The sequence below is a fragment of the Ochrobactrum sp. XJ1 genome (assembly GCF_024701725.1).
Lineage (GTDB): Bacteria > Pseudomonadota > Alphaproteobacteria > Rhizobiales > Rhizobiaceae > Brucella > Brucella anthropi.
In genome coordinates, this window is record NZ_VDGD01000002.1 from 242537 (window position 1) to 268776 (window position 26240).

Here is a 26240-nt window from a genome sequence, read left to right on the forward strand (position 1 = left end):
AAAGAGCTTCAGCCGCTTAGCACTTTTAAGATGTGCACTAAATGGACGATTTATTGGGCGGCTTCAAGGCGTGTGGCACGCACACTCTCCGCAAGGGCGTGGACAAGTCTGGTTGCAGCGGCGACAGGATCGCCCTTCGCCTTGCCGTTTTCGTCCAGTTCACCGGCAATCGCGTTGACAATCGCCGTGCCGACGACGACGCCATCGGCATGGGTGGCGATGGCTGCTGCCTGCTCCGGCGTCTTGACGCCGAAACCGACACAGATCGGCAGATCGGTGCTCTTCTTGATGTGACGCACAGCTTCACCGACCTTTGCCGTATCGGCAATGGCCGAACCGGTGATGCCGTTCATCGAGACGTAATAGACGAAGCCCGATGAATTATGCAGCACCTTCGGCAAGCGCTTGTCGTCCGTGGTCGGCGTGGTGAGGCGGATAAAATTGATACCCGCCTTCATGGCCGGAATGCAGAGTTCGGCATCCATTTCGGAGGGAAGATCGACGATGATCAGCCCGTCCACGCCGGAAGCCTTGGCATCGGCCAGAAAGCGTTCCACGCCGTAAATATAGATCGGGTTGTAATAGCCCATCATGACGATCGGGGTCGTGTTGTCTTCCTTGCGGAATTCTGCTGCCATGTGCAACGTCTTGGCAAGCGTCTGACCGGCGTTGAGGGCGCGCAGACCAGCGGCCTGAATGGCGGGTCCGTCTGCCATCGGATCGGAGAAGGGCATACCGAGTTCGATCACGTCGGCACCGGCCTTTGGCAAGGCCTTCATCACCTTGAGCGAGGTTTCCAGATCGGGATCGCCACCCATGAAATAGGTAACGAGCGCCGGACGGCTCTCGGCCTTCAGTTCAGCGAATTTGGTGTCGATGCGAGTAGTCATACCGTGCCCCGTGGCAAAGTGCGTGCCAGATAGTCGGCAACGGGCTTGCCCGCCATTGCCGTTTCCATCCATGCACGCCGTTCAAAGTCTATAATTCCGAGTTCCCACACGCAGGCCATCAGCAGCGGCTGTGCGGGCATGAAGTCCACCTCGTCGCCGAGTTCCGACTGCCAGAGGATTTCCGTAGCGATGCCGCCCTCCAGCCACCAGTGCAGCAGCAGCCAGAGGCCCTCCTCGCCCTGATGAAGAACGGCGAAACCGACGCCCAGATGCGGCAATGCGGTGAGCTTTTCAGCGGCAGTTTCGATCTGTCTGCGGGCGAGGCCGACAGCAGCCTCCGCGACAGGATTGGCCGGATCGGCTTCGATGATGTTGAGCTTGATCGTCGCCGGACCGCACGTCGTCAGGCCGTCGAACCATGCGGCACGCGGCTTGTAGGCGGAGATTTCGGCGACGTCATTACCCATGTCAGATGTCCATGCCGAGAAGCTTGCCGACCGTGTGGACATCCTTGTCGCCACGACCGGACAGATTGACGATCATGACCTGATCCTTGCCCATGGTCGGTGCCATTTTCACGGCCTGCGCGATGGCATGGGCGGATTCGAGGGCAGGGATGATGCCTTCGGTGCGGGTGCAAAGCTGAAAAGCATCCAGCGCCTCATCATCGAGGATCGGCACATAATCGACGCGCCCGCTGTCTTTCAGCCATGAATGTTCAGGACCGACGCCCGGATAGTCGAGACCGGCAGAAACGGAATGACCTTCGAGAATCTGACCGTCATCGTTCTGGAGGAGATAGGTGCGGTTGCCATGCAGAACGCCGGGACGACCTGCGCTCATCGAAGCGCAATGTTCTTCACCGTCGAGACCGCGTCCGCCCGCTTCGACACCGACGATCTTCACCGAGGCGTCGTCAAGGAACGGATGGAACAGACCGATGGCATTGGAACCGCCGCCGACCGCTGCCACGATCACATCCGGCAGGCGCCCTTCCTGCTCCAGAATCTGCTGGCGCGCTTCGTTGCCAATCACCGACTGGAAGTCGCGCACCAGTTCCGGATAGGGATGCGGACCGGCAGCAGTGCCGATCAGGTAATAGGTGTCTTCGACATTCGTCACCCAGTCACGCAGGGCTTCGTTCATCGCATCCTTGAGCGTGCCGTTGCCTGCAGAAACCGGGATCACTTCGGCACCAAGCAGCTTCATGCGGAACACATTCGGCTTCTGACGTTCGACGTCGGTTGCGCCCATATAGACCACGCAGGGCAGGCCGAAACGCGCGGCAACGGTGGCCGAAGCGACGCCATGCTGTCCGGCGCCGGTCTCAGCGATGATACGGGTCTTGCCCATGCGCTTGGCAAGCAGAATCTGGCCGAGGCAATTGTTGATCTTGTGACTGCCGGTGTGATTGAGGTCTTCGCGCTTGAAGTAGATTTTCGCGCCGCCCAAATGCTTGGTCAGGCCTTCGGCATAATAGAGCTTGGAAGGACGACCTGCATAATAGGTGGAAAGCGCGTTCAGCTCCGCCTTGAACTCAGGGTCGTTCTTCGCCGTTTCATAGGCTTCCTGCAATTCAAGGATCAGCGGCATCAGCGTTTCGGCGACGAAGCGTCCGCCGAAAATACCGAACATGCCCTCTTCATCGGGGCCTGTCTTATAGGAATTGGGTGCAACCGGCTTGTTCAACGCTTCCGCTCCGTCAGTTCAGGCTGTCTACAGGGCAACGGCGCGCATCGGCGACAGCCCGGAAAAAATTCTCGATGAGACGCACATCCTTTTGGCCAGGCGCGCGCTCGACGCCGGACGATATATCGATGCCCGGCGCCTGGGTCTTGTGCAGCGCCTCGGCGATATTGTCCGCATTCAATCCACCGGAAAGCATGTAATCGATATCCGCGTCAAGCGCCGCCAGAAGTTCCCAGTCGAATGACACGCCATTGCCGCCTGGCAGCTCAGAGCCCCTTGGCGGTTTGGCATCGAACAGGAAACGGTCGGCTATGCCTTTATAGGCTGCAATCGCGGTAAGATCGCTGGCTTCGCGCACCGAAAAAGCCTTCATGACCGGCAGGCCATAACGCGCCTTGATGAAGGCCACGCGTTCCGGCGTCTCATGGCCGTGAAGCTGCAGAATATCTGGCTTCACGGTTTTCACGATATCATCCAGCGTTTCATCGTCCGCATCGACTGTAACGGCAACGACAAGCGCACGTTCCTTGACCGCATCGCGCAGGCCTGCCGCTGCCTGCGGGGTTATATGGCGCGGGCTTTTTGGAAAGAAGATGAAACCGATATGCGTCGCACCGCCGTCGAGAGCGGCGGCAACAGCATCGGGGGTTTTAAGCCCGCATATCTTGATATCGAGAACCATGGTTTTCCGTCGCATAAATCCGGGGTCTACTCAAGTTATTCCGTCCATTGTCGACCTATTCGGAGACCGGATGGCCGTCAAAACCCTGTGCGATCAGAAAATCATACGCCTCCATGACCTCAAGGGGAACAGCCTGCGCGATCTGATAGCCCCTGGCGGGATATTCCAGAATGCGTTGAAGATCGCCGGTCATCTCGCTGATAAGCATTTCGACCGGATGATCTGCCGTTGGCTGGTCCTCGAAGGATACGAGCGGCGCGGTGATGCTTGCGCGTGCTTCCGGCCATTGCCGGGCCACGGTCGCCAGAACGCGGCGCTGGGTCTGCGGCTTGGTCACAAGGATGGTGCTGATTGCACCGGGTGCAAGCCGTTCGCGACTGAACCTTATATTTTCGCCGATATTGGTGGCATTGGGTTCGATGGTGATCGCTTCTTCGGGCACGCCGCGCCTGATTGCGATTTCAGCAAAAGCTTCTGCTTCACTTGCCTTGTAGAGCTTGTCCGTCCAGTGACCGCTTTTGCCGGTGAACACCAGCCACGTTGCCATGCCGGCCAGAAACAGATCGGCTGCTCTCTCGGCAACGCGTGGATCGTAGCTGCCAAGCCCGATAATGACATCGGCAGTTTCCAGCGGATCATAGATGCAGTGATAATCCCACAGCACCTTGGCGGCGGTCAGTATGGATGCGGTCATGTGAAGTCGATAGCCTGTAATGCGCTGCCATTGCGCTTCAGCCAAGCCTTGCAGCGCTCCGTATCGGGGCAAAGCTCATGGCAGAGTTTCCAGAATTTCGGCCCATGGTTCATCTCGATGAGATGGGCCACCTCATGGGCAACGAGATAATTGATCACCGGGGCAGGGGCCATGCCGATGCGCCAGGAGAAAGAAAGGATGCCGTCCGAGGTACACGACCCCCAGCGGCTCTTCGTATCCTTGAAACGCACTGCCTTGGCCTTGCGGCCGACAGCTGCGGTGTGACGGACGACAAGCGCCTCGATCTCGCGCTTCACTTCGCGCTTGATGTGATCGGCAACGCGGCGTGGCAGATGTGCCGGGTCGCCATGGACGAGCAGAATATTGCCTTCGAGAAGCTGTGTGGTGCCGCGCCCGGGCTGATGCACGATCTTGTGTGGCACGCCACGCAAGGGGATTTTGATACCGGCGCGCACGCCTGGCTGGTCGGGTAGTTTTGCAATGCGGCTTTCGATCCAGCCTTCATGGCGGTTGAGGAAGCTCAGCACCTCGCGCTCGGGAAGGCCGGGCGGAACCGTAATGCGCAGTCCCCTGCCGCCTGCTTCGATACGCAGGGTCAGTCGTTTGGCACGCGGATTCTCGAAAACACGTAAAGGAAGTTCGCGTCCGGCGACCGCATGGATACGTTCGCTGCGAACGGTTGTCGTTCCAGCGGATGCCCCTTTACCGCTGATTTGCCGAAGAAAGGATAAGCCCATCGCTTAAGAATAAGCGATTCGCTTAAAAAGCCAGAAAAAATTGCTGTTTTGACCGAAACGGCGCAGCCAAACCGCGCCGTTTCGAGAGATTTCAGGGTGTTATACCTTATCAAAGATCGGTGATGTCGTCCTTGCCGCCTTTCGCGCGCGGGGCAGGCGTCTTCTTCGAGGCCGCACGGCGTTCAGCCATGAAGCGGTCGAATTCTTCCTTGTCGCGAGCGCGGCGAAGTTCTGCAGCATAGGCCTCGAATTCGGCGCGTGCTTCTTCAAGCTTGCGGCGTTCTTCGGCCAGTCGTTCCAGCTCGGCGCGGCGCCAGTCGTCAAAAGCCTCGTTGCCGGTGGTGCTACCGAAGTTGAAGCTTTCGCCCTTGCGGCAGTTGCGAAACGATCCGAACATGGAATCGGTCTTCTCGTTCACGCCGCGCTTGAATCCTTCGAGGCGGTCGCCCCAGAGGATATAGGCCAGCATGGCAAGGCCAAGCGGCCAGAACAGGATAAAGCCGAGCACCATCAGCGCAATCGTGGCTGGCGTCCATGCCGGGCGGATCAATGCAGTATTGGTCATGGTCTGCTCCGTCGAAAAGCGCATGCCATTCAACCGTTCGACATCGTCCGGCAACATGCGCAAAACCAAGGCCTGCCAGCCCGCCCTGTGCGGGCATTTTGTTCTGGCGGCTTGACTTCGACGTGGTGAAAAGATTGCGGCTTTTCAAGAATGCAACTTGCGGATTCAGGCCACGCTTCTGCTAACCAATGTGATTAATTCGAAATTTTTTTGCGAAAATGTTCGAGAAAAGTGACGGCAAGCCCGGCGATCAGTGCCCAGAAGGCAGAGCCGACGCCGAAAAATGCCATGCCGGAGGCCGTCACGGCAAAGGTTATGGTCGCCGCAAGACGCTCATGTTCATCCTTCAGCGCCAATGACATGGCGTTGATGAACGGGCCTGTCAGGGCAAGCCCGGCAACAAGGGCGATGAGCGTTACCGGCAATACGGCAAAGATCGCGACCAATGACGCCCCGAAGAGGGCAAACACCACATAGATTGCTGCATAGACCGGACCGGTAAGCCAGCGTTTGGTGTGATCGGGATGTGCATCGGGATTGGTGCAGAGCGCCGCCGAAATCGCCGCCAGATTGGTGGTCGATGCGCCGAAAGGAGCCGTCAGCAGTGAAAACAGGCCGGTTACGCGCAGGCAGGCGCTGGTTGGCGGCTCATAGCCTGAAGCACGCAGCACGGCGAAACCCGGCAGGTTCTGCGAGGCCATGGTCACCAGATAAAGCGGGATCGCGATGCCGATCATCGCACCCATGTGGAACTCTGGCCAGATGAGGGTGAGTGTGGAGATTTCAGGCGCGGGCAGTGCGGGTGAGCGCCCAGTGGCGAGCGCGAAGATCATCCCGATCACCAGAACGGCAATGACGGCGAGCGACGGGTTGAACAGGCGGATAATAAAGAACAGCGCTACCAGCGGCAGGACGAAAACCGGATCGCCAGGCACTGTTTTGGCGGCGGCAATGACGAAACTCAGCAGCACGCCTGCAAGCATACCTGATGCGACGGAGGCTGGAATGCGGGAAACAAGCACCGACAATCGGCGGATCAGTCCGGTGGCGACCAGTGCGAGCGCCGTCACGATGAATGCGCCAACCGCTTCCGGCATGGTGAAACCGGCACTGGCGCCGATCAGCGCCAGCCCCGGTGTAGACCAGGCCGCGATGATCGGCATCTTGTAGCGAATGCTGAGCCAGGCGGATGAAGCGGCAATCGCAAGGCAAATCGCCGTCACCCAGCTTGCAGTTTCGGCCTGTGTGGCGCCCAGCACCTGCGCTGCGGCAATGATGAGTGCCAGCGTGCCGCCGAAACCGACAATGGCCGCAACCGCCGAGGAAGCGAAAACCGAAAACCGCATGATTTCGCTCCGTTATGATTTTTCGCCGATGCGTTCCGCCAGACCGGATACGGTGCGGATCAGAAGATCGAGATCCTGCGGTCGCGACAGGCGATGATCCCCGTCGCGCACCAGTGTCAGGGTCACGTCATCGACGGGCAGGTGTTCCACCAGCGTCAGCGCATGCTTGTAGGGAACATCGGGGTCCTGCATGCCTTGCAGGATATGAACTGGACAGCCGGTCTCGATGATACCCTTGAGAACCAGGTTCTTCCGTCCGTCCTCGATCAGCGCACGGGTATAGACATAAGGATTGGGCGAATATTCGGAAGGTTCTTCGAAATAACCCTTTTCCTGAAGGTCGTTTTTCTGCGCGTCGGAAAGTGTGGGCTCCACAAGCACAGCCGTAAAATCCGGAGCAGGTGCGATCAGGACGATCCCGGCAGGCGGGTTCCCTTCCTTCTTGAGCTCCTGCGCCATGCGCAGCGCGATCCAGCCACCCATGGAGGAGCCGACCAGAATCTGCGGACCTTTGGCATATTTGCGACAGACGGCGAGGCTTTCGTTCAGCCAGCGCGAGATGGTGCCTTGATTGAAGTCGCCGCCGGATTCGCCGTGGCCGGAATAATCGAGCCTGAGTGCGCTGTGCCCCGTCTCAGCCGCCCATTCATCGAGGACGACCGCCTTGGTGCCCAGCATGTCGGACCGATAGCCGCCGAGCCAGACCACACCGGGAGATTTGCTTCCGGCTCTGTAACGCAGGGCGATTTTCGCTCCGTCCACGTCGATGAATTCCGGCCCCGCAACGCTCATGACAAATCTCCTCATTTTCCGGGAGTGTTTTTGCATGTTCGCAAAAGAGAGAAAACCCGCATGTGGGGCGAGGCCCTTGAAATGACGGCAAATGTGACCGATATGCCGCTTGTCCGCCGCGAAATGACAACAAAAAGAACGTTTATCACGCGGGGGTGATTTTTCCTGTCAAAGATGCTATTGACTTCGCCGCCCGCTTGACGACATTTCCGCGATCAACTGCGGTTTGATTGGGGATATGCCGTCTGGCAGCGAGTATCCGACCGCATGAGACGTAACAATTCAGGAGATAACGACCATTCGCCGACCCTTCAGAGCGACGCCGGTTCAGAAAGACGGACCGCGCTCCAACCGTGATATCCGGGTTCCCCGGGTTCAGCTTATCGATGCCGAAGGCCAGAACCACGGTGATGTTTCCATTCAGGAAGCTATCGCCATGGCTGAAGAAGCAGGTCTCGATCTCGTCGAGATCGTGCCGAACGCAGAGCCTCCGGTTTGCAAGATCGTCGACCTCGGCAAGCTGAAGTATCAGAATCAGAAAAAGGCCGCCGAAGCGCGCAAGAAGCAGAAAACGGTTGAAATCAAGGAAATCAAGATGCGACCGAACATCGACACCCATGACTATGAGGTGAAGATGAAGGCTGCTCTGCGTTTCTTTGAGGAAGGCGACAAGGTCAAGGTTACCTTGCGTTTCCGTGGACGTGAAATGGCGCACCAGGAACTTGGCATGAAGCTTTTGCAGCGCGTCAAGGAAGACACTGTCGAAATCGCCAAGGTTGAGTCCGAGCCGAAGCTTGAAGGCCGTCAGATGATGATGGTTCTCGCTCCGCGCTGAGCATTTCGAAATGCCTTGGAAAAGCCGCCTTCGGGCGGCTTTTCTTTTGGCCAGGCAAATTGGATCATGGAATCGCAATGAAGACTTTGGGCGAATTGGGTAAATATCAGCAGCGTCGGCGTCTTGCGATCGGCGCCGTCGTGGTGCTTCTGGTCGTGGCGCTGCTTTTTGTCAGCTCGCAATCGACCGGCCATTTTCATGAATATATCGAGGCGTTCGGTCTCAGTCTGATCGTCGCGGCCATCATCGGACGCATGTGGTGTACGCTCTATATCGGCGGGCGCAAGAGCGCGGAAATCGTGCAGAGCGGACCGTATTCGGTCACGCGCAATCCACTTTACGTCTTCAGCAGCATAGGCGCGATGGGTATCGGCGCGCAGACCGGCAGCATCATCATTGCGATCGCCTTCGGCGTGCTTTGCTATCTCGCTTTCTCGGTTGTCATCCGGACGGAAGAGAAATTTCTCAAGCAGAATTTCGGCAAGCCTTATGAAGCCTATTGTGCGAGCGTTCCGCGTTTCTTTCCGAAGTTTTCGCTGTTTCGCGACGACAAGGAACTGATCGTCCGGCCTGACCGGATTTATCGCACTTTTCAGGACGGCCTGGTGTTCTTCGTGGCCTATCCGTTTTTCGAGTTCGTGGAATATCTGCAGGACATTCACGTCCTGCCGGTACTTCTGCGGCTTTATTGACGTTCCGGTTGCGATTCAGTCCAATTCGGGCATTGCGTTTTGCAGTCTTTGAGCCTATAAGGCCGCGTTCGAACCGCCCGGCAGGGCATGCCGTGGCGGTTTCGTATGCTTTTCGGGCTTGGTCAGTCCGGAAGTAAAACTAGGTTCCCATCCGCATCAGGCATGACCGGACGCCACGCAAGAGGCGTCGAGTGCCGGAGGCACGAGGGGGATCGCAAAGAAGGAGTAGCAAAATGCCCAAGATGAAGACCAAATCGGCCGCCAAGAAGCGGTTCAAGATCACCGGCACCGGCAAAATCAAGGCCGCAGCTGCTGGTAAGCGTCATGGCATGATCAAGCGTTCGAACAAGTTCATTCGCGATGCACGCGGCACCATGGTTCTCGCCGATGCCGATGCAAAGATCGTGAAGCAGTTCCTGCCGAACGGCCTCTAAGATTAGTCTGAGAAGGAGATCATAACATGGCACGCGTAAAACGCGGCGTTACCGCCCACGCAAAGCACAAGAAGGTTCTGGATCAGGCTGCTGGTTTCCGTGGCCGTCGCAAGAACACCATCCGCACCGCCAAGGCTGCAGTTGACCGTTCGAAGCAGTATGCTTACCGCGACCGCAAGAACCGCAAGCGCTCGTTCCGCGCTCTCTGGATCCAGCGCATCAACGCTGCCGTCCGCGAGCAGGGCCTGACCTATGGCCGTTTCATCGACGGTCTTGCCAAGGCTGGCATCGAGATCGACCGCAAGGTTCTGTCCGATATCGCAATCCACGAACCGGATGCATTCGGTGCGCTGGTTGCATCGGCAAAGAAGGCTCTCGAGTACCTCAAGAACACCGAGACGCCGAACGCTTTTGAAGGCGCTGTCCGCTAAGCCAGCCGCCTTTCCCAAGCAGTATTGATAATTTGGGGACCCGCGCTGGCTCGGCTGGCGCGGGTTTTCTCGTTTTAAGGATTCAAAGCGGGCATGAAGGATGAACCGGGCAAGTTGAGACTGGATCTGGATGCGGATGATCTCCGCAGCCTGCTGGTTCTGCTTGTCCAGAGCCGGGGCAAGCGCATTTCCAGCGCCGTCATCGGTGGTCATCGTGTCTGGATCAAGCGCTACGATGCAGAAAGGCGCCCATTTCCGAAGCGTCTGCACAGCCTCATCTCGCCGCTTCTTCCCTATCCGTTCCTGCGCAGCCCGAAGGATGTTGGAGAAGCAGACATGGCCGACCGCGAAGAGCGCAAGATGAGTGCTTTTCTGCAGGCAGGCTTTCAGGTTCCCAGGATCGTGTACCACCAAGGGGCGGTGATGGTTCTGAGCGATGTCGCGCCGATTATCCAGGACCAGCTTGACCATTTGCGTCGCAATGATCCGCAGGGCCATGATGCACTTCTCGTGCATTGCGCCCGCGCGTTGGGTGAAGCCCATGCTGCCGGGCTCTGCCATGGGCGTCCGCACCCGCGCGATTTCTTCGAGAAAAACGGCGTTGCCGGTTTTCTGGATTTCGAGGAGGAACCGGAAACGGTCATGCCGCTTGCTGCTGCACAGGCGCGAGACGTGTGGCTCCTGTTTTTCCAGATCACGGCGCAGGCGCGTCTTGCCGGGACACCGCAGCAGACATTCGCAGCCTATCGTGCGGTCGCGCCCGCTGACGTGATTCCGGAATTGAAGAAAATTGTCGGCTTCTTCCGATTTACCATCGCGCCGCTGAGGCTGTTCCGCCGCATTTTTCTCGGCGGCGATGGAAGACGGCTTTTGCAGGCGATGGAATTTTTTGACGCCAATCTTGATGCGTCTCACCAATCAGGCCAAAGAGAGTAACGACAACGCTTCTTTGGCTGCAAAGCGAAATATGTGGAGCGCTGCAGGCGCAACAGGTAACTCAAAACAAGAGGCGTGGAGTGCCGCAGGCACGACAGGGATTTAAACAATGAGTGATCTAGAACAACTTGAACGGCAGATTCTCGAAGACATCGCGGCGGCGGCTGACGAGCCTGCCATTGAAGCCGTGCGTGTCGCCGCTCTTGGCAAGAAGGGCTCAGTTTCGGAAAAGCTGAAGACACTGGGCAGCATGACGCCGGAAGAGCGCCAGGCGCAGGGACCGGCGATCAACGGCTTGAAGAACCGGGTTACCGAAGCGCTGACCGAGCGCAAGACGGAACTGCGCAAGCAAGCGATTGCCGCTCGCCTTGAGCGCGAAAAGGTCGATGTGACGCTGCCGGTGCGTGAAAGCGCTGCATCGCGCGGCCGCATTCATCCGATTTCACAGGTCATCGATGAGATCACCGCAATCTTCGCCGATATGGGTTTCTCGATTGCCGAAGGTCCGGATATCGAAACCGATTATTACAATTTCACGGCTCTGAACTTTCCTGAAGGCCATCCGGCGCGCGAAATGCACGACACCTTCTTCTTCAATGCAGACGAGAAGGGCGAGCGCAAGTTGCTGCGCACGCATACCTCGCCGGTGCAGGTGCACACGATGGAGAAGTTCGCGGCCATCCGTGACAAGGAAGGCCGCGACGAGCCGATCCGCATTGTCATTCCGGGCAAGACCTATCGCATGGACTCTGACGCCACCCATTCGCCGATGTTCCATCAGGTCGAAGGTCTGGTTGTCGATAAGTCGGCCAATGTCGCCAATATGAAGTGGGTGCTGGAAGAGTTCTGCAAATCCTTCTTTGAAGTTCCTTCGGTCAAGATGCGCATGCGTCCGAGCTTCTTCCCGTTCACCGAGCCATCGGTCGAGGTTGATATTCAGTGCGACCGTTCCGGTCCGCATGTGAAGTTCGGCGAGGGCAATGACTGGCTCGAAATTCTGGGCTGCGGCATGGTGCATCCGAATGTGCTGCGCGCTTCCGGCTACGACCCAGACGTCTATCAGGGCTTTGCATGGGGCATGGGCATCGACCGCATCGCCATGCTGAAATATGGCATGCCTGATCTGCGCGCTTTCTTCGACGCCGATGTGCGCTGGATCGAACATTACGGTTTCCGTCCGCTCGACATTCCGACGCTTTTCGGCGGACTGAGCGCGTAAGGACAGGAAGGGACAAGACAAATGAAATTCACGCTTTCCTGGCTCAAGGATCACCTTGAAACCGATGCGACGCTGGAACAGATCGTCGAGAAGCTGACCGATATTGGTCTGGAAGTGGAATCGGTCGACGACCGCGCTGCTTTCAAAGCCTTCAAGATTGCCAAGGTCCTGACAGCTGTTCAACATCCGGATGCCGACAAGCTGCGCGTGCTTTCCGTCGATACGGGCGATGGCAAACCGGTTCAGGTCGTTTGCGGCGCACCGAACGCCCGCGCTGGTCTGGTCGGTGTTCTGGGCCGTCCGGGCGATTATGTGCCGGGCCTCGATGTCACGCTTTCCGTTGGCAAGATTCGCGGTGTCGAAAGCTTCGGCATGATGTGCTCCGAGCGCGAGCTGGAGCTTTCTGACGAACATAATGGCATTATTGATCTGCCCGACGATGTTCCGGTCGGCACAAGTTTTGCGGCCTATATGGGCCTCGATGATCCGATTATCGAAATCGGTCTGACGCCAAACCGCGCAGATTGCACCGGTATTCGTGGCATCGCACGCGATCTCGCTGCAGCTGGTCTTGGCACGCTCAAGAACACTTTGCCGGAAGCGGTGAAGGGTGAAGGCGAAACGCCGGTTAAGGTCATTCTCGATCAGGATACCGAAAACCCGTTCTGCAACGGTTTTGCGCTTCGCTTGGTCAAGGGTGTGAAGAACGGTCCAAGCCCGAAATGGATGCAGCAACGCCTCAAGGCCATTGGTCTGCGTCCGATCAATACGCTGGTCGACATCACCAATTACGTGACGTTTGATCAGGGCCGTCCGCTGCACGTCTTCGATGCAGCCAAGGTCAAGGGTAATCTCACGGTGCGATTGGCAAAGGATGGCGAAACCATTCTCGGCCTCGACCAGCGCGAATATAAGTTCAAGCCGGGCATGTATGTGATCGCCGATGAAAACGGCCCCGAATCGATTGCCGGTATCATGGGCGGCGAGCATTCGGGCTGCGACGAAAACACGGTCGATGTGCTGATCGAATCGGCTCTCTGGGACCCGCGCATGATTGCACGCACGGGCCGTGAACTCGGTATCGTCACCGATGCACGCTATCGCTTTGAGCGCGGCGTCGATCCGGAAATGATGATCCCGGGTGCGGAAATTGCGACCAAGCTGGTACTGGAATTTTGCGGCGGTCAGCCGACAGTTCTCGACGTGGTCGGATATAGCAAGCTTGAGCCGCGCGTGATCGATTTCCCGGTATCGGAAGTTAAGCGCCTGACGGGCATCGAGGTGGCCTATGATGCTTCGCTTGATATTCTGAAGCGACTTGGCTTCGGCGTTGAAGGCGACGGCAAGGTTATAAAGGCCACCGTTCCGACGTGGCGTGGCGACGTGGAAGGCAAGGCCGACCTCGTTGAAGAAGTCATGCGCATTCATGGCATCAACCAGATCGACCCGCAGCCGCTGCCGGGGCTTGGCACGGTCAATGGTCGTATTCTGACAACCTTGCAAATCAGAACCCGCCATGCCCGCCGCATGCTCGCTTCGCGCGGCATGATGGAAGCCGTGACCTATTCCTTCATTTCCGACGCGCAAGCCAAAGCTTTTGGCGGTGGCAAGCCGGAACTCAAGCTGGCGAACCCGATTGCAGCAGACATGTCGGACATGCGTCCGTCGCTTTTGCCGGGACTTCTTGCCGCCGCACAGCGCAACGCGGATCGTGGTTTTGGCGATACGGCTTTGTTCGAGGTTTCCGGCATCTATGAAGGCGACAAGCCTGAGCAGCAGCGTCGTGTGGCTGGCGGTATTCGTCGCGGCACCGCTGGCGTTGAAGGTTCGGGCCGTTTCTGGTCTGGCAATGCAGCAACCGTCGGCGTCTTCGATGCCAAGGCTGATGCATTGGCAGCACTTGAAGCTGCTGGCGCTCCGGTTGACCGCATTCAGATCGAAGCCGGTGGCCCGGAATGGTTCCATCCGGGTCGTTCGGGCACGTTGAAGCTCGGACCGAAGGTGGTTTTGGGCACTTTCGGCGAATTCCATCCGGATACGCTGGAAGCACTTGATGTTTCGGGCGCGCTTTGCGGCTTTGAAGTCTATATTGATGCGGTCCCTGAGCCGAAGGCAAAGTCCACGCGCACCAAGCCGGCTTTGAACCTCTCGCAGTTCCAGAGCCTCAAGCGCGATTTTGCGTTTGTGGTGGATGCAGATGTGGAAGCTGGAAATGTCGTGAAGGCAGTTTCGTCGGCTGACAAGAAGCTAATTGTTGGCGTTCAGGTCTTCGATATCTTCACCGGCGCATCGCTGGGTGAAGGCAAGAAGTCGATCGCGGTTGAAGTGCTGCTGCAGCCGCAGGACCGCACATTGACAGATGAAGATCTGGAAGCACTATCGAAGCAGGTAGTGGCCAGTGTGGCCAAGCAGACCGGCGGCATGCTGCGCGGATAAGCATGAAATGAAAAGCCCGCCATCTGGCGGGCTTTTTTAGAGCATAATCCGACCGGAGTAAAACGAGGATCGATAAGATTATGCTTGAAATAGAAGAAGTTAGAGCGTCGATCTGATCCAGTCAGATCGACGCTCTAATGCAGCTATTCAGCGGCCTGTCTCGTCCTTGCTGGCAGAGCCATCATCGCCATATCGATGATCTTTTGTACCGCGGCGCGCGAATTGCCATCGCGGGCTTCAAAAGAAATGCTCTGCTGGATCATGTGATAGAATTCGGTCATCTGTGCAGTATCGGCATTGGAGGGTAGATCACCTGCCCCTACCGCCTGCTGCAAGCGCTTGGAAAGCCGCTCATGATTTGCGTGTCGGATAGCCTGGAGAAACTCCTTCACAGGCACATTTTCCGGTTTGCACTGGATTGAGCTGACACTGATCATACAGCCGCCCGCCGGGCAGGCGAAAGCGCTGTCTGCGCTCAGTTCCAGCCATTGGCGTAAGCCATCCTGTATGGTGGTCGCATTTTCCAATACATCGAAAGGAGCGGCGCCGATGGTGCGGCGATAATAGTCGACGGCTTCACGAAACGCCTGCTCCTTGTTGCCGAAGGCGGCATAGAAGCTTGGCGGCGTAATGCCGATGGCGGTCGTGAAGTCGTTGATCTGGGCGCACTCATAGCCTTTGGCCCAGAAAACCTTCATCACCTTGTCCAGCGCTGTATCGCGGTCGAAGCTGCGCGGGCGTCCGCGTGGAACCATTTTTCTCCCTTTCTGTAATCATCCTTATATAATTCTCTTGACCCTTTCGGGCAAGGCGATATTAATTATGTAATCTACACTATATAAATAGGATTCGTCCCATGAACGATACGTGCGAATCCGCCCTTGCGGCGGAAGAGGTTTCTGCGTCTTCGCAAAAGGCGCGAGCGATCCCGCTGGTTGTCTATTGCCTCAGCTTAGGCGTGTTCGCGCTCACGACTTCCGAACTCATGATCTCGGGCATGCTGCCTTCACTTCAGGTGGCGTTCGACCGTTCCATCGCCGATATCGGCAATCTCATTTCGCTTTATGCGCTTGGCATGATGATCGGCGGACCGCTGGTCACGATCCTGTATCTGGCGTTGAAGATCGAGAACAAGCGGGGACTTCTGATTCTGCTTGTATTTTATGCAGCGGCGCAAAGCGTGGCCGCGTCCACAAGCAGTTTTCAAATTCTGCTGATCGCCCGTGTTTTGACCGGTATGGCGGCGGCAACGAGCTTCGGGCTGATGCTTGCCATCACGGCACAGCTCGTCGGACCGGAACTGCGCGGGCGAGCTTCATCGCTGGTCTTTGCCGGTCTTATGCTCTGCACCGTCTTCGGCGTGCCGATAGCGACGGCGATCACCAATGCGTTCGGCTGGCGGGCGAGCTTCTGGGCCATTGTGGTTCTGGTCCTGATCTGCGCCCTTGTCATCGCCTTCAAGATCGAATCGTCGCCCGATACGCCGCAGGCCGATCTGCGCTCTGAACTGAAGGAAATGCGCAAGCCGAAACTCTGGGCCGCCTATGCCACGAGCGCGCTCGTCATCGGTTCGTCTTTCGCGGTCTATAGCTATCTGTCGCCGATCACGGTGGAGCTTGCCGGCTTCTCCGCGATGCAGGTGCCACTGCTGCTTGCCGTCTATGGTGGCGCCAATATCGTCGGCAACTATGTCACCGGTCGCTTTGCCGACCGTCACACGATCCCGACTATCGCCATCGGTCTTGTGTTGATGCTGTCGGCCATGCTGATTTTCGCGCTTTTCGCCGAGCTGAAACTGGCTACGATCCTTGCCATCGTGATGATCGGTCTGACAGGCATAGCACTTAATCCTGCCTTTATCGCGAGGGTGATGCGGATCGCGCATCCGGGCGCGCTGGTGAACGCCATGCATGCATCGGTCATCAATATCGGTCTCGGACTTGGGCCGTGGGTTGGTGGACAGGCAATGGAGGCGGGCTATGGCCTGCATGCACCTCTATGGGTCGGCTTTGCCATGACACTGGCCGGGCTTCTGACGCTTGCACCGCCAGCTCTGCGCAGGATGTAAAAAAGGGAGCCCGACGGGCTCCCCTTTTATTTGGAGCATTTATCAAAGACCGGTCAAAGCAAGCTGCTGTTCGTTGTAACGCTTGCCTGCGATCAGGGCGGGTGCGGATACCTCATCCAGACGCTTGAGATCTTGCTCCGTCAGCACGATGTCCACGGCTTTCACATTGTCTTCCAGATGATGGATCTTGCGGACACCGGGGATCGGCACGATGAAATCGCCCCGGCTCAGCACCCATGCCAGCGCCAATTGCGCGGGCGTGACCTGCTTTTCCTGTGCGATCTCGACGATACGATCCACCTGCCGGTTGTTGGCTTCCAGATTGCCCGGCTGGAAACGTGGCAGCGTCTTGCGGAAATCGTCTTCGGCAAGGTCTGACTGTGAGCGCAATGTGCCGGTCAGCATACCGCGCCCAAGCGGGCTATAGGGTACGAAACCGATACCAAGTTCACGGCAGACTGGCAGCACATTGTCTTCCGGATCGCGTGCCCATAGCGAATACTCGCTTTGCAACGCGGCGATCGGATGGACCGCATGCGCGCGGCGCAAGGTGGTGCTACCTGCTTCCGAAAGACCGATGGCGCGTATCTTTCCCTCATCGATCAGGTCCTTCAAAGTGCCAACCACATCTTCGATCGGCACGGATGGATCGACGCGGTGCTGGTAGAACAGATCGATCACATCGATGCCAAGCCGCTTCAGGGAGGCCTCGGCTACGTCGCGAATATGTTCAGGGCGGCTATCGACACCCTTCATCTGGCCGTCTTCGATCTTGAAGCCGAACTTCGTTGCAATCGTCACCCGTTCACGGAATGGCTTGAGCGCCTTGCCGACGAGTTTCTCATTCTCGAACGGGCCATAGACCTCCGCGGTATCGAAAAATGTCACGCCAAGGTCGACGGCGCGGTGCAGCGTGCGGATTGCATCCTGTTCGTCCTGCCCCCCATAGGCGTGTGTCATTCCCATGCAGCCGAAACCAAGGGCGGAAACGCTCAATTGCTGGCCGAGTTTGCGCTGTTGCATTGTAGTTCCTTTCGAATGGCTGATTGAAAGTACTGAAAATTGTGCGGGAGGATCGGGAGGAGATTCTGGGTGGACGCGCCTTCAAGCTGCCTGCGCCCAAGCCCGGGATCATGTTGCGAACCATAAAACAGGGTGATCAGTTCGAGAATACCGATTTATTTTCACGGCTTGTTCTGTAATTTGTAACAATGAATCGAAGTCAACTGTCACAGCTTGCCGTTCTAGCCGCCGTTGCCGCGCATGGAAGTTTCCGTGGCGCAGCACGGGAACTGGCGATCGCACCTTCAGCCGTCAGCCACGCAGTGGCAACACTGGAGGACAGTCTGGGTGTGCGTCTTCTTGCACGCACAACGCGCAGCGTTGCCCCGACGGAGGCCGGGAGGCAATTGCTGGAGAGGCTGGCACCGGCGCTTGAGGAGATCAATGCGGCTTTGGGCGCCGCCGTCGATTCGCGGGATCGTCCGTCGGGGGTGCTGCGTATCACGGCGCCTTATGTGGCGGCGCAGCTTGTCATTGCACCGCGTCTGGGCGAGTTCGCCAGAGCTTATCCCGATATTACACTCGACCTGCGGGTGGAAAATGGCTTCACCGATATCGTGGCGGCGGGCTTCGACGCAGGTGTGCGTCTTGGTGAAAGCCTCGAAGCGGACATGATTGCAACGCGGCTGACCGGGCATGTTCGTGCGGCAATCGTCGCGGCACCGGCTTATTTCAATAACCGTCCAGCTCCCGTCGAACCGCGCGATCTTTTGCAGCACGCATGTATTCGCCATCGCTTTCCGAGCGGGCGAACCTATCGCTGGGAGTTCGAAAAAGCGGGCGAAGTGCAGGAAATCGCCATTGAGGGACCTCTGATTGTCAATGACGACAGGGTTATTCTGGAAGCGGCCCTGAACGGTACGGGGCTTGCTTATCTGTTCGAAGCCTATGTTCACGATGCATTGGCGAATGGACGTCTTGTCCGGGTCCTGGAAGACTGGTGCCAGCCTTTCGCCGGGCTTTATCTCTATTATCCAAGCCGCCGCCAGATGCGCCCGGCCTTGCGCGCATTCATCGACTTTTATCGCCATGGGTCGGGGAGCGGTCAATGAAGGCAACGTCGAACCATTTGCGTCATGCCGGTCTGCCACTCGCACGGCAGCGGGATATCTTTTCACAGATGATTCTGGAAAGTCCGCTGCTGACGGATGCGCTGCATCGGCTGCATGAACTCGGCGGGGAATCATCCAAATTCTGGCTCGTCTCCGGTGCCCTCTACAACACCATCTGGAATCGGCTGACTAGGCGACAGGCTCTGCATGGGATCAAGGATCTCGATATTATCTATTTCGACAGCAGCGATCTCTCCTGGGAGGCAGAGGATGCGGTTATCACCCGCGGGGCTGACGTCTTCCGCGACTTTCCGCTTCCGGTGCAAGTTCGCAATCAGGCGCGGGTGCATCTGTGGTTCGAAAAGCGCTTTGGACAGCCCTATGCACCGCTTCGCTCTGCGACCGAATCGATAGAACGCTATTCGACGATTGCCCATTGTGTGGGTGCGCGGCTGGCAAAAGACGGCGAGGTGACGGAAGATGGGCTGCTCATCCACGCTCCATTCGGCTTTGACGATATTTTTTCATTTCGCATTCGGCCCAATCGTGCCATCGATAACCGCGAAACGCATGAGATCAAGGCAACCCGCGCGCTGAAATTCTGGCCGGAACTGAGAGTTCAGGACTGGGACACGCCGGAATGAGTCCGGTTCTTGCTTTGAATGAAAGAGGGAACAGCATGTTTCGTTGGGGTATCCTTTCAACTGCCAAGATTGGCGTCACGCAGGTAATTCCAGCGCTTTGCGCGTCCGAAAATGGCATTGTTCATGCCATTGCAAGCCGCGACCTGTCGCGGGCACGCGCCGTCGCCGACCGTTTCGGTGCACCGCTGGCATTCGGTTCCTATGAAGAACTTTTGGCCAGCGACGCTATCGACGGCGTCTATATACCGCTGCCGACCTCGCAGCATATCGAATGGAGCCTCAAGGCGGCTGAAGCAGGCAAGCATGTCCTGTGCGAAAAGCCGATTGCACTCAAGGCCGACGATATCGACCAGCTTATTGCCGCGCGTGACAGGCATAAGGTTACGATGGCTGAAGCCTTCATGGTCTATTACCATCCGCAGTGGATCAAGCTGCAGGAACTTCTGGCCGAAGGCGCTATCGGCAGGCTCCGCCATGTGCAGGGCGCTTTTTCCTATTTCAATGTCGATCCGGGCAATATGCGCAACCAGCCGGAACTGGGTGGCGGCGCCCTGCCGGATATTGGCGTCTATCCGACCGTGGTAACCCGTATGGTTACCGGTCAGGAACCGGTGTCGGTTCAGGCGTCGGTCGAATATGATCCGGCCTTCGGCACCGACCGTTATGCCAATGTTTCGGCGCGCTTCGACGGTTTTGACCTGACTTTCTATGTCGCCACGCAACTTGGCGCTCGACAAACGATGGTTTTCCATGGCGACAAGGGCTTCATCGAAGTCTATGCGCCGTTCAATACCGGCAAATATGGTCATGGCAGCATCGCGCTTTTCGATGCCGGTCACACGAAGGCGACGGAATGGTCGTTCGGTGACGCCAATCATTATCAGCTTCAGGCCGAGAGTTTTGTGCGTGCTGCGCGTGGCGATAAGGATGCGCGGCTTTTCTCGCTTGAAAACTCGAAGGCGAACCAGAAATTCATCGATGCGATCTACCGAGCGGCAAAAGACGGCAAATCGGCTATGGTATGATGGTCGGCGCGCACTATGTAGTGCAGCGGCGACCCCTATTTCGTACGTCGATAGGTCCCTGTCAGTATTTCCGGGTGCGGAATCTGCCTCAGCTTGGCTGTTGTGACTTGCAGTAAAAAACCGCGTTTCTTATATACGCCTCGCACAGGGCATTGATGTGCGTCTGGAAACCGGTCCGGTATCTGGACAAGCATCGTGAAAAGCGCATTGTGAAACCGATAGGAACCGCCCATGGAACGCTCGGTAGAGGTCTTGGCGGTTTGCTGAATGGAGAGAAATATGGCTAAAGTAATTGGTATCGATCTAGGAACGACCAACTCCTGCGTATCCGTCATGGACGGCAAAAACGCGAAGGTCATCGAAAATGCCGAAGGTGCGCGTACAACCCCTTCGATCGTTGCATTCACGGATAGTGACGAACGTCTTATCGGCCAGCCTGCAAAGCGTCAGGCCGTCACCAATCCGGAAGGTACCATTTTTGCGGTCAAGCGCCTGATCGGCCGCCGCTTTGACGACCCGATGGTTACCAAGGACAAGGACCTTGTCCCATACCAGATCGTCAAGGGCGACAATGGCGATGCCTGGGTTGAAGTCCACGGCAAGAAATATTCCCCGTCGCAGGTTTCTGCGATGATCCTTCAGAAGATGAAGGAAACCGCTGAGTCTTATCTCGGCGAAACGGTTACGCAGGCGGTTATCACCGTCCCGGCCTACTTCAACGACGCTCAGCGCCAGGCAACCAAGGATGCCGGCAAGATCGCCGGTCTTGAAGTGCTGCGTATCATCAACGAGCCGACGGCTGCTGCGCTCGCTTACGGTCTGGACAAGAACGAAGGCAAGACCATTGCTGTTTATGACCTTGGCGGCGGTACCTTCGACGTGTCGATCCTCGAAATCGGTGACGGCGTCTTTGAAGTGAAGTCGACCAATGGCGACACCTTCCTCGGCGGTGAAGACTTTGACATGCGTCTGGTCGAATACCTCGTGGCCGAGTTCAAGAAGGAAAGCGGCATCGACCTCAAGAACGACAAGCTCGCTCTGCAGCGCCTCAAGGAAGCTGCCGAAAAAGCCAAGATCGAACTGTCGTCCGCGCAGCAGACCGAAGTCAATCTGCCGTTCATCACGGCCGACCAGACCGGTCCGAAGCATCTTGCCATCAAGCTGTCGCGCGCCAAGTTCGAAAGCCTGGTCGACGATCTCGTCCAGCGCACCATCGAGCCTTGCAAGGCAGCGCTGAAGGATGCCGGTCTCAAGGCTGGCGAAATCGACGAAGTGATTCTGGTCGGCGGCATGACTCGCATGCCGAAGATTCAGGAAGTCGTGAAGGCCTTCTTCGGCAAGGAGCCGCACAAGGGCGTTAATCCTGATGAAGTCGTCGCCATGGGCGCGGCAATTCAGGCAGGCGTTCTGCAGGGCGACGTCAAGGACGTTCTGCTGCTCGACGTGACCCCGCTTTCGCTGGGTATCGAAACGCTGGGCGGCGTGTTCACCCGTCTGATCGAACGCAACACCACGATCCCGACCAAGAAGTCGCAGACCTTCTCCACCGCCGAAGACAACCAGTCGGCCGTGACGATCCGCGTCTTCCAGGGCGAGCGTGAAATGGCTGCCGACAACAAGATGCTCGGCCAGTTCGACCTCGTCGGCATTCCGCCCGCACCGCGTGGCGTGCCGCAGATCGAAGTGACCTTCGACATCGACGCCAACGGTATTGTCAACGTGACGGCCAAGGACAAGGGCACGGGCAAGGAACACCAGATCCGCATCCAGGCATCCGGCGGTCTGAGCGATGCCGACATCGAAAAGATGGTCAAGGACGCCGAGGCGAATGCCGAAGCGGACAAGAAGCGCCGCGATGCCGTGGAAGCCAAGAACCAGGGCGAAAGCCTCGTTCATTCGACCGAAAAGTCGCTGAGCGAATATGGTGACAAGGTTTCGGCTGATGACAAGAAGGCCATTGAGGATGCTCTCGCAAGCCTCAAGACTTCGCTTGAAGGCGACGATGCCGAGGACATCAAAGCCAAGACGCAGACGCTCGCCGAAGCTTCCATGAAGCTTGGTCAGGCCATGTATGAGGCCGCTCAGGCTGCTGAAACCGGTTCTGCCGGCGGTAGCGAAGAAGCTGCTTCGAACGACGATGTTGTCGACGCCGATTACGAAGAAATCGACGACGACAAGAAGAAGTCGTAATTTCAGGCTCTATACGCTCAAGCCCGGGGCTCTGCCCCGGGCTTTTGCCAATTTTCGAGATGTTCATATTCGCAGGTTTTGTATAAGCCTGCATATTGGCCGGTATCGGTAGAAAGTACCGATGGAAATATCAGGCAGATCAGCCTCTATTTGAAAAATCGCGCTGGCCTGCATACATCTTGAAAAGCATGAGACGGTTTCGGGCAAAGTGGTGTTGACGCTGAAACCCGGAGTGCTGCTCTGACACATTGAGTCGGAAGGCGCTTCGATAGATGAACAATTGGAAACGCTGGCCCCTGACAAGTGTTGAACGCTTTTGGGGCGTGTCGCACGAATCTGGGGACCGGTTTCGGGATACGATGTCCGTGAAAGCAAAAGGCGCGTTCCTGCCGCCGGGATAACGAACTGATGAAGATCGACTACTACGAAGCTCTGGGTGTTGAAAGAACGGCAGACGATAAGGTGCTGAAAACCGCCTTTCGCAAGCTCGCGATGGAGTACCATCCGGATCGCAATCCGAACAATCCGGAAGCTGAACGCAAGTTCAAGGAAATCGGCGAAGCTTACGAAACGCTGAAGGATCCGCAGAAGCGTGCCGCTTATGACCGGTTCGGTCACGCAGCCTTTGAAAATGGTGGCATGGGCGGCGGCTTCGGTAACGGTTTTGGCGGTTCTGGTGGTTTTGCCGATATCTTCGAAGACATTTTTGGCGAGATGATGGGTGGCGGTCGTCGTCGCTCCAATGGCGGACGCGAACGCGGCGCCGATCTTCGCTACAATATGGAAGTGACGCTGGAAGAAGCCTATGCGGGCAAGACCGCGCAGATTCGCGTTCCGACTTCCATCACCTGCGACGAATGTTCCGGTTCCGGGGCAAAGGCCGGTTCCCAGCCGACCACCTGTACCATGTGTTCGGGTTCGGGCCGCGTTCGCGCTGCCCAGGGCTTTTTCTCGGTGGAACGCACCTGCCCGACCTGTAACGGTCGCGGACAGATGATCAAGGACCCTTGCGGCAAGTGCCATGGTCAAGGCCGCGTCACCCAGGAACGTTCATTGTCGGTCAATATTCCTGCTGGCATTGAGGATGGCACCCGTATCCGTCTTTCCGGTGAAGGCGAGGCCGGTATGCGCGGTGGCCCATCGGGCGATCTCTACATTTTCCTTTCGGTCAAGCCGCATGAGTTCTTCCAGCGCGACGGTTCCGACCTTTATTGCAAGGTGCCGATCTCGATGACGACTGCGGCGCTTGGCGGCCAGTTCGAAGTTTCGACACTCGATGGCACGCAGACAAGGGTCAAGGTTCCGGACGGCACACAGAACGGCAAGCAGTTCCGCCTCAAGGGCAAGGGCATGCCGGTTCTGCGTCAGGCCGCCGTTGGCGATCTTTATATACAGATCGACATTGAGACGCCGCAGAACCTGTCCAAACGCCAGCGTGAACTGCTGGAAGAGTTCGAAAAGCTTTCCTCGCAAGAGAACAGCCCGAAATCAGCGGGGTTCTTCTCAAGGATGAAAGAATTCTTTGAAGGTATCGGTGAATAATAAAGGGAGCCTTTTGGCTCCCTTTTTTGTTCTTTTCCTTATTCACGCCTTGCTTAGGGAATTCAAAGCGGCATAAACTTGTCCAATAACGACAATGGGAGCAGCAAGAATGGCAGGACAGCTCGGCAGGAAACTGGCCGCTAAGTTCGATGAGGAGATCCGTTTTTTCAAGGGATGGATAGACGGGCCGAAAGCGGTCGGCGCTATTTTGCCGACGAGTTCCATTACCGCGCGCCGTATGGCGAGCGTCATCGATACCGGTTCCGGTCTTCCGGTTCTGGAACTCGGACCGGGCACGGGCGTGATTACCAAGGCGATCTTGAAACAGGGCGTGAAACCTGCTGACCTCTATTCCATCGAATATTCGCAGGATTTCGTGGATCACTTGAATACGATCTTTCCGGAGGTCAACATCATTCAGGGCGATGCCTTCGATCTCGATAGCGCGTTGGGTGAGAAGAAAGACCAGAAATTCGACTGCATCATCTCTGCGGTGCCGATGCTCAATTTCCCGATGGACAAGCGCATCCAGCTCGTGGAAAGCCTGCTTTCACGCATTCCACACGGACGGCCTCTGATGCAGATCACCTATGGTCCCTTGCCACCGGTTCCAGCCGGTCGCGGCAATTATACGGTCCAGCACTATGATTTCGTGGTGCGCAATGTGCCACCGGCGCAGCTTTGGGTTTATCGCAGCCCTTTGGTCTAGTGGTCTGATTCCGACATTTGCGTCCCTCTGATACAAGCGTCGAGCAAATGTCGGAATCGTAATGACCACTAGTAACTTTATGTATCTAGTGGATTTTTCGAATTTGACGTTTGAAACAGCATCTCATTCAGTCGGGATTCAAACGTCAAATTCAATCCACTAGTTTTGCACGAGGCTTTTCATGACTGCACGTATTCTCGTCTTCGCGGGTTCAGTTCGCATTGGCGCGTTTTCCGGCCATATGGCAGATGCCGCCGAGAAGGAACTACGGGCGCAGGGTGCTGAAGTCACGCGCATCACGCTTGCCGACTATCCGCTGCCGATCATGGATCAGAATCTGGAAAACGAGCATGGCGTTCCCGAGAACGCCATGCGACTCGGTCGCCTGTTTGCCGAACAGGACGGTCTGATGATCTGCTCGCCGGAATATAATGCATCGATCCCGCCGCTTCTGAAAAACACCATCGATTGGGTCAGTCGCATTTCAAGAGACGGAGACAGGCCGTTCAGGCCTTATGCCGGTCTGACTGTCGGCCTCTGTTCCAGCTCCGACGGTATGTTTGCCGGTATGCGTGGACTCTACCACCTGCGCGCCGTTCTGATGAATGTCGGCGTACAGATCGTCACCGAGCAATGCTCGGTCGGTCATGCATCGGTGGCGTTCAATGACGATGGTACGCTGAAAGAAGAACGCAGCGCGAGAATGCTCTCCGCTGTCTGCCGCAGCCTCATCGCACGGGTGGAAGAAGCAAAAAGCTGATTCCGTCTCTTTCGTAACGAGTCTTGTTGTGCGAAGAGAATAAAAATCACCACGGAGACTCTCATGACGACGACAGATTTGCGCGATCAAGCATCCGGGCGCTTGATCGTGGGCCTCGACGTGCCGACCATCGCCGATGCTGAGAAGGCGGTCGAAGAGCTGGGCGACACTGTTTCCTTCTACAAGATCGGCTATCAGCTGGTTTTTGCGGGTGGTCTCGATTTCGCAAAAAGCCTTGTGGCGGCGAAGAAGAAAGTCTTCCTCGACATGAAGCTGCTTGATATCGACAACACCATCGCGAAGGGTGTTGAGAATGTCGCGAAGATGGGTGTTTCCATGCTCACGCTTCATGCCTATCCGAAAGCGATGCGGGCAGCGGTGGAAGCCGCCAAGGGATCAGACCTCTGCCTGCTCGGCGTGACAGTTCTAACCTCAATGGACAATGCCGATCTGCGGGAAGCAGGTTATTCTGACGATGCCGAAACGCTGGTGCTGAAACGCGCCGTTCAGGCGCGTGAGGCTGGTATGGGCGGCATTGTTGCTTCCGCGGTCGAAGCGGCAGCCATCCGTCAGGCGGTCGGCCCGGATATGGCCATCGTTACGCCGGGCATTCGTCCCGCCGGTTCGGAAAAGGGCGACCAGAAACGGGTCATGACCCCCGCGGATGCCTTGAAGGCCGGAGCCAGCCATCTGGTCGTTGCCCGTCCGATTGTTGGTGCCGTTGATCGCAAAGCCGCAGCCCTTGCCATTCTCGACGAAATGCGTTCCGTTGCCTAGAGCATTTCCAGC

Annotated in this window: 27 protein-coding genes; 16 read left to right on the forward strand and 11 right to left on the reverse strand. The window is 57.2% G+C overall.

Annotated elements, in window-relative coordinates:
- Positions 1-50 precede the first annotated feature (50 nt).
- The 9 genes from trpA to FG152_RS04010 all read right to left on the reverse strand — a co-directional run bounded on the left by trpA (position 51) and on the right by FG152_RS04010 (position 7416).
- On the reverse strand, positions 51-890 hold the full coding sequence (gene trpA, locus FG152_RS03970; RefSeq protein WP_043062757.1) for a tryptophan synthase subunit alpha: 840 nt from the start codon (positions 888-890) through the stop codon (positions 51-53).
- The gene (locus FG152_RS03975; RefSeq protein WP_010657691.1) at positions 887-1357 is read right to left on the reverse strand and encodes a hypothetical protein; all 471 of its coding nucleotides are present in this window, start codon (positions 1355-1357) and stop codon (positions 887-889) included. Before FG152_RS03975 ends, trpA begins: the two co-directional genes overlap by 4 nt.
- 1 nt (position 1358) lies before the next feature.
- Complete coding sequence (trpB, locus tag FG152_RS03980) at positions 1359-2579, reverse strand: tryptophan synthase subunit beta (RefSeq protein WP_010657692.1); 1221 nt, start codon at positions 2577-2579, stop codon at positions 1359-1361.
- A gap of 13 nt (positions 2580-2592) precedes the next feature.
- The gene (locus tag FG152_RS03985; protein ID WP_029926268.1) at positions 2593-3261 is read right to left on the reverse strand and encodes a phosphoribosylanthranilate isomerase; all 669 of its coding nucleotides are present in this window, start codon (positions 3259-3261) and stop codon (positions 2593-2595) included.
- Between the two features lie 55 nt (positions 3262-3316).
- Positions 3317-3955, reverse strand: a complete 639-nt coding sequence (locus tag FG152_RS03990) for a YdcF family protein (RefSeq protein WP_029926266.1) — start codon at positions 3953-3955, stop codon at positions 3317-3319.
- Positions 3952-4713, reverse strand: coding sequence for a M48 family metallopeptidase (locus FG152_RS03995; RefSeq protein WP_010657695.1), 762 nt, complete (start codon positions 4711-4713; stop codon positions 3952-3954). The genes FG152_RS03990 and FG152_RS03995 overlap by 4 nt, the downstream gene beginning before the upstream one ends.
- A gap of 109 nt (positions 4714-4822) precedes the next feature.
- Positions 4823-5278 (reverse strand): DUF2852 domain-containing protein, encoded by a 456-nt coding sequence (locus FG152_RS04000; protein WP_010657696.1) that lies wholly within the window; start codon positions 5276-5278, stop codon positions 4823-4825.
- A gap of 194 nt (positions 5279-5472) precedes the next feature.
- The gene (locus tag FG152_RS04005; RefSeq protein ID WP_010657697.1) at positions 5473-6624 is read right to left on the reverse strand and encodes a benzoate/H(+) symporter BenE family transporter; all 1152 of its coding nucleotides are present in this window, start codon (positions 6622-6624) and stop codon (positions 5473-5475) included.
- Positions 6625-6636: 12 nt separating this feature from the next.
- A complete protein-coding gene (locus FG152_RS04010; protein WP_029926264.1) occupies positions 6637-7416 on the reverse strand; it encodes an alpha/beta hydrolase in 780 nt (259 codons plus the stop codon).
- 298 nt (positions 7417-7714) lie between these two features.
- Here FG152_RS04010 and infC point away from each other — a divergent pair, with 298 nt between their 5' ends.
- From infC to pheT, 7 genes are all read left to right on the forward strand, one after another.
- Complete coding sequence (gene infC / locus FG152_RS04015) at positions 7715-8251, forward strand: translation initiation factor IF-3 (protein ID WP_012091035.1); 537 nt, start codon at positions 7715-7717, stop codon at positions 8249-8251.
- A 77-nt stretch (positions 8252-8328) separates the two neighbouring features.
- Positions 8329-8943 carry a methyltransferase family protein gene (locus tag FG152_RS04020; protein WP_010657701.1) on the forward strand — a complete coding sequence of 205 codons (615 nt, stop codon included), beginning with the start codon at positions 8329-8331 and terminating at the stop codon, positions 8941-8943.
- 233 nt (positions 8944-9176) lie between these two features.
- Positions 9177-9377, forward strand: coding sequence for a 50S ribosomal protein L35 (rpmI, locus tag FG152_RS04025; RefSeq protein WP_006473268.1), 201 nt, complete (start codon positions 9177-9179; stop codon positions 9375-9377).
- A 26-nt stretch (positions 9378-9403) separates the two neighbouring features.
- Positions 9404-9808 (forward strand): 50S ribosomal protein L20, encoded by a 405-nt coding sequence (rplT, locus tag FG152_RS04030; protein ID WP_006468099.1) that lies wholly within the window; start codon positions 9404-9406, stop codon positions 9806-9808.
- A gap of 93 nt (positions 9809-9901) precedes the next feature.
- On the forward strand, positions 9902-10744 hold the full coding sequence (locus FG152_RS04035; RefSeq protein ID WP_010657702.1) for a BUD32 family EKC/KEOPS complex subunit: 843 nt from the start codon (positions 9902-9904) through the stop codon (positions 10742-10744).
- Positions 10745-10853: 109 nt separating this feature from the next.
- Positions 10854-11963, forward strand: coding sequence for a phenylalanine--tRNA ligase subunit alpha (gene pheS, locus FG152_RS04040; protein WP_010657703.1), 1110 nt, complete (start codon positions 10854-10856; stop codon positions 11961-11963).
- 21 nt (positions 11964-11984) lie between these two features.
- Entirely contained in the window at positions 11985-14399 is a 2415-nt protein-coding gene (gene pheT / locus FG152_RS04045) for a phenylalanine--tRNA ligase subunit beta (RefSeq protein WP_498985320.1), read from the forward strand.
- A gap of 143 nt (positions 14400-14542) precedes the next feature.
- Here the strand turns inward: pheT and FG152_RS04050 are convergent, their stop codons facing one another.
- Positions 14543-15154: a TetR/AcrR family transcriptional regulator gene (locus tag FG152_RS04050; RefSeq protein WP_029926259.1), complete on the reverse strand. Its 612-nt coding sequence runs from the start codon at positions 15152-15154 to the stop codon at positions 14543-14545.
- A 101-nt stretch (positions 15155-15255) separates the two neighbouring features.
- Between FG152_RS04050 and FG152_RS04055 the strand changes: the two genes are divergently transcribed.
- Positions 15256-16467 carry an MFS transporter gene (locus tag FG152_RS04055; protein ID WP_498985321.1) on the forward strand — a complete coding sequence of 404 codons (1212 nt, stop codon included), beginning with the start codon at positions 15256-15258 and terminating at the stop codon, positions 16465-16467.
- A 42-nt stretch (positions 16468-16509) separates the two neighbouring features.
- Here FG152_RS04055 and FG152_RS04060 read toward each other — a convergent pair whose 3' ends face one another.
- Complete coding sequence (locus FG152_RS04060) at positions 16510-17490, reverse strand: aldo/keto reductase (RefSeq protein ID WP_043062756.1); 981 nt, start codon at positions 17488-17490, stop codon at positions 16510-16512.
- A 188-nt stretch (positions 17491-17678) separates the two neighbouring features.
- On the opposite strand from FG152_RS04060, the gene FG152_RS04065 reads away from it, so the two are divergent.
- The 8 genes from FG152_RS04065 to pyrF all read left to right on the forward strand — a co-directional run bounded on the left by FG152_RS04065 (position 17679) and on the right by pyrF (position 26228).
- The gene (locus FG152_RS04065; protein ID WP_029926255.1) at positions 17679-18581 is read left to right on the forward strand and encodes a LysR family transcriptional regulator; all 903 of its coding nucleotides are present in this window, start codon (positions 17679-17681) and stop codon (positions 18579-18581) included.
- Entirely contained in the window at positions 18578-19225 is a 648-nt protein-coding gene (locus tag FG152_RS04070) for a nucleotidyltransferase family protein (protein WP_029926252.1), read from the forward strand. The genes FG152_RS04065 and FG152_RS04070 overlap by 4 nt, the downstream gene beginning before the upstream one ends.
- A gap of 35 nt (positions 19226-19260) precedes the next feature.
- Positions 19261-20250 (forward strand): Gfo/Idh/MocA family protein, encoded by a 990-nt coding sequence (locus FG152_RS04075; protein WP_029926250.1) that lies wholly within the window; start codon positions 19261-19263, stop codon positions 20248-20250.
- A 279-nt stretch (positions 20251-20529) separates the two neighbouring features.
- The gene (gene dnaK / locus FG152_RS04080) at positions 20530-22440 is read left to right on the forward strand and encodes a molecular chaperone DnaK (protein ID WP_010657711.1); all 1911 of its coding nucleotides are present in this window, start codon (positions 20530-20532) and stop codon (positions 22438-22440) included.
- 408 nt (positions 22441-22848) lie between these two features.
- Positions 22849-23982 carry a molecular chaperone DnaJ gene (gene dnaJ / locus FG152_RS04085; protein ID WP_010657712.1) on the forward strand — a complete coding sequence of 378 codons (1134 nt, stop codon included), beginning with the start codon at positions 22849-22851 and terminating at the stop codon, positions 23980-23982.
- 109 nt (positions 23983-24091) lie between these two features.
- Positions 24092-24691: a phospholipid N-methyltransferase PmtA gene (pmtA, locus tag FG152_RS04090; protein ID WP_010657713.1), complete on the forward strand. Its 600-nt coding sequence runs from the start codon at positions 24092-24094 to the stop codon at positions 24689-24691.
- A gap of 181 nt (positions 24692-24872) precedes the next feature.
- Positions 24873-25451 carry an NADPH-dependent FMN reductase gene (locus FG152_RS04095; protein ID WP_029926247.1) on the forward strand — a complete coding sequence of 193 codons (579 nt, stop codon included), beginning with the start codon at positions 24873-24875 and terminating at the stop codon, positions 25449-25451.
- A gap of 63 nt (positions 25452-25514) precedes the next feature.
- Positions 25515-26228 (forward strand): orotidine-5'-phosphate decarboxylase, encoded by a 714-nt coding sequence (pyrF, locus tag FG152_RS04100; protein WP_029926245.1) that lies wholly within the window; start codon positions 25515-25517, stop codon positions 26226-26228.
- Positions 26229-26240: the final 12 nt, after the last annotated feature.

Excerpts from the sequence above, each read along its gene's own strand:
- FG152_RS04010 (WP_029926264.1), bottom strand. The coding sequence starts at position 7,416 with ATGAGCGTTGCGGGGCCGGAATTCATCGACGTGGACGGAGCGAAAATC.
- FG152_RS04035 (WP_010657702.1), top strand. The coding sequence starts at position 9,902 with ATGAAGGATGAACCGGGCAAGTTGAGACTGGATCTGGATGCGGATGAT.
- trpA (WP_043062757.1), bottom strand. The coding sequence starts at position 890 with ATGACTACTCGCATCGACACCAAATTCGCTGAACTGAAGGCCGAGAGC.
- FG152_RS04005 (WP_010657697.1), bottom strand. The coding sequence starts at position 6,624 with ATGCGGTTTTCGGTTTTCGCTTCCTCGGCGGTTGCGGCCATTGTCGGT.
- pyrF (WP_029926245.1), top strand. The coding sequence starts at position 25,515 with ATGACGACGACAGATTTGCGCGATCAAGCATCCGGGCGCTTGATCGTG.
- FG152_RS04065 (WP_029926255.1), top strand. The coding sequence starts at position 17,679 with ATGAATCGAAGTCAACTGTCACAGCTTGCCGTTCTAGCCGCCGTTGCC.
- FG152_RS04050 (WP_029926259.1), bottom strand. The coding sequence starts at position 15,154 with ATGGTTCCACGCGGACGCCCGCGCAGCTTCGACCGCGATACAGCGCTG.
- FG152_RS04020 (WP_010657701.1), top strand. The coding sequence starts at position 8,329 with ATGAAGACTTTGGGCGAATTGGGTAAATATCAGCAGCGTCGGCGTCTT.
- FG152_RS03990 (WP_029926266.1), bottom strand. The coding sequence starts at position 3,955 with ATGACCGCATCCATACTGACCGCCGCCAAGGTGCTGTGGGATTATCAC.
- pheT (WP_498985320.1), top strand. The coding sequence starts at position 11,985 with ATGAAATTCACGCTTTCCTGGCTCAAGGATCACCTTGAAACCGATGCG.
- FG152_RS03995 (WP_010657695.1), bottom strand. The coding sequence starts at position 4,713 with ATGGGCTTATCCTTTCTTCGGCAAATCAGCGGTAAAGGGGCATCCGCT.
- FG152_RS04060 (WP_043062756.1), bottom strand. The coding sequence starts at position 17,490 with ATGCAACAGCGCAAACTCGGCCAGCAATTGAGCGTTTCCGCCCTTGGT.
- rplT (WP_006468099.1), top strand. The coding sequence starts at position 9,404 with ATGGCACGCGTAAAACGCGGCGTTACCGCCCACGCAAAGCACAAGAAG.
- FG152_RS04075 (WP_029926250.1), top strand. The coding sequence starts at position 19,261 with ATGTTTCGTTGGGGTATCCTTTCAACTGCCAAGATTGGCGTCACGCAG.
- rpmI (WP_006473268.1), top strand. The coding sequence starts at position 9,177 with ATGCCCAAGATGAAGACCAAATCGGCCGCCAAGAAGCGGTTCAAGATC.
- FG152_RS04055 (WP_498985321.1), top strand. The coding sequence starts at position 15,256 with ATGAACGATACGTGCGAATCCGCCCTTGCGGCGGAAGAGGTTTCTGCG.
- FG152_RS03975 (WP_010657691.1), bottom strand. The coding sequence starts at position 1,357 with ATGGGTAATGACGTCGCCGAAATCTCCGCCTACAAGCCGCGTGCCGCA.
- FG152_RS03985 (WP_029926268.1), bottom strand. The coding sequence starts at position 3,261 with ATGGTTCTCGATATCAAGATATGCGGGCTTAAAACCCCCGATGCTGTT.
- dnaJ (WP_010657712.1), top strand. The coding sequence starts at position 22,849 with ATGAAGATCGACTACTACGAAGCTCTGGGTGTTGAAAGAACGGCAGAC.
- FG152_RS04000 (WP_010657696.1), bottom strand. The coding sequence starts at position 5,278 with ATGACCAATACTGCATTGATCCGCCCGGCATGGACGCCAGCCACGATT.
- dnaK (WP_010657711.1), top strand. The coding sequence starts at position 20,530 with ATGGCTAAAGTAATTGGTATCGATCTAGGAACGACCAACTCCTGCGTA.
- pmtA (WP_010657713.1), top strand. The coding sequence starts at position 24,092 with ATGGCAGGACAGCTCGGCAGGAAACTGGCCGCTAAGTTCGATGAGGAG.
- pheS (WP_010657703.1), top strand. The coding sequence starts at position 10,854 with ATGAGTGATCTAGAACAACTTGAACGGCAGATTCTCGAAGACATCGCG.
- FG152_RS04095 (WP_029926247.1), top strand. The coding sequence starts at position 24,873 with ATGACTGCACGTATTCTCGTCTTCGCGGGTTCAGTTCGCATTGGCGCG.
- FG152_RS04070 (WP_029926252.1), top strand. The coding sequence starts at position 18,578 with ATGAAGGCAACGTCGAACCATTTGCGTCATGCCGGTCTGCCACTCGCA.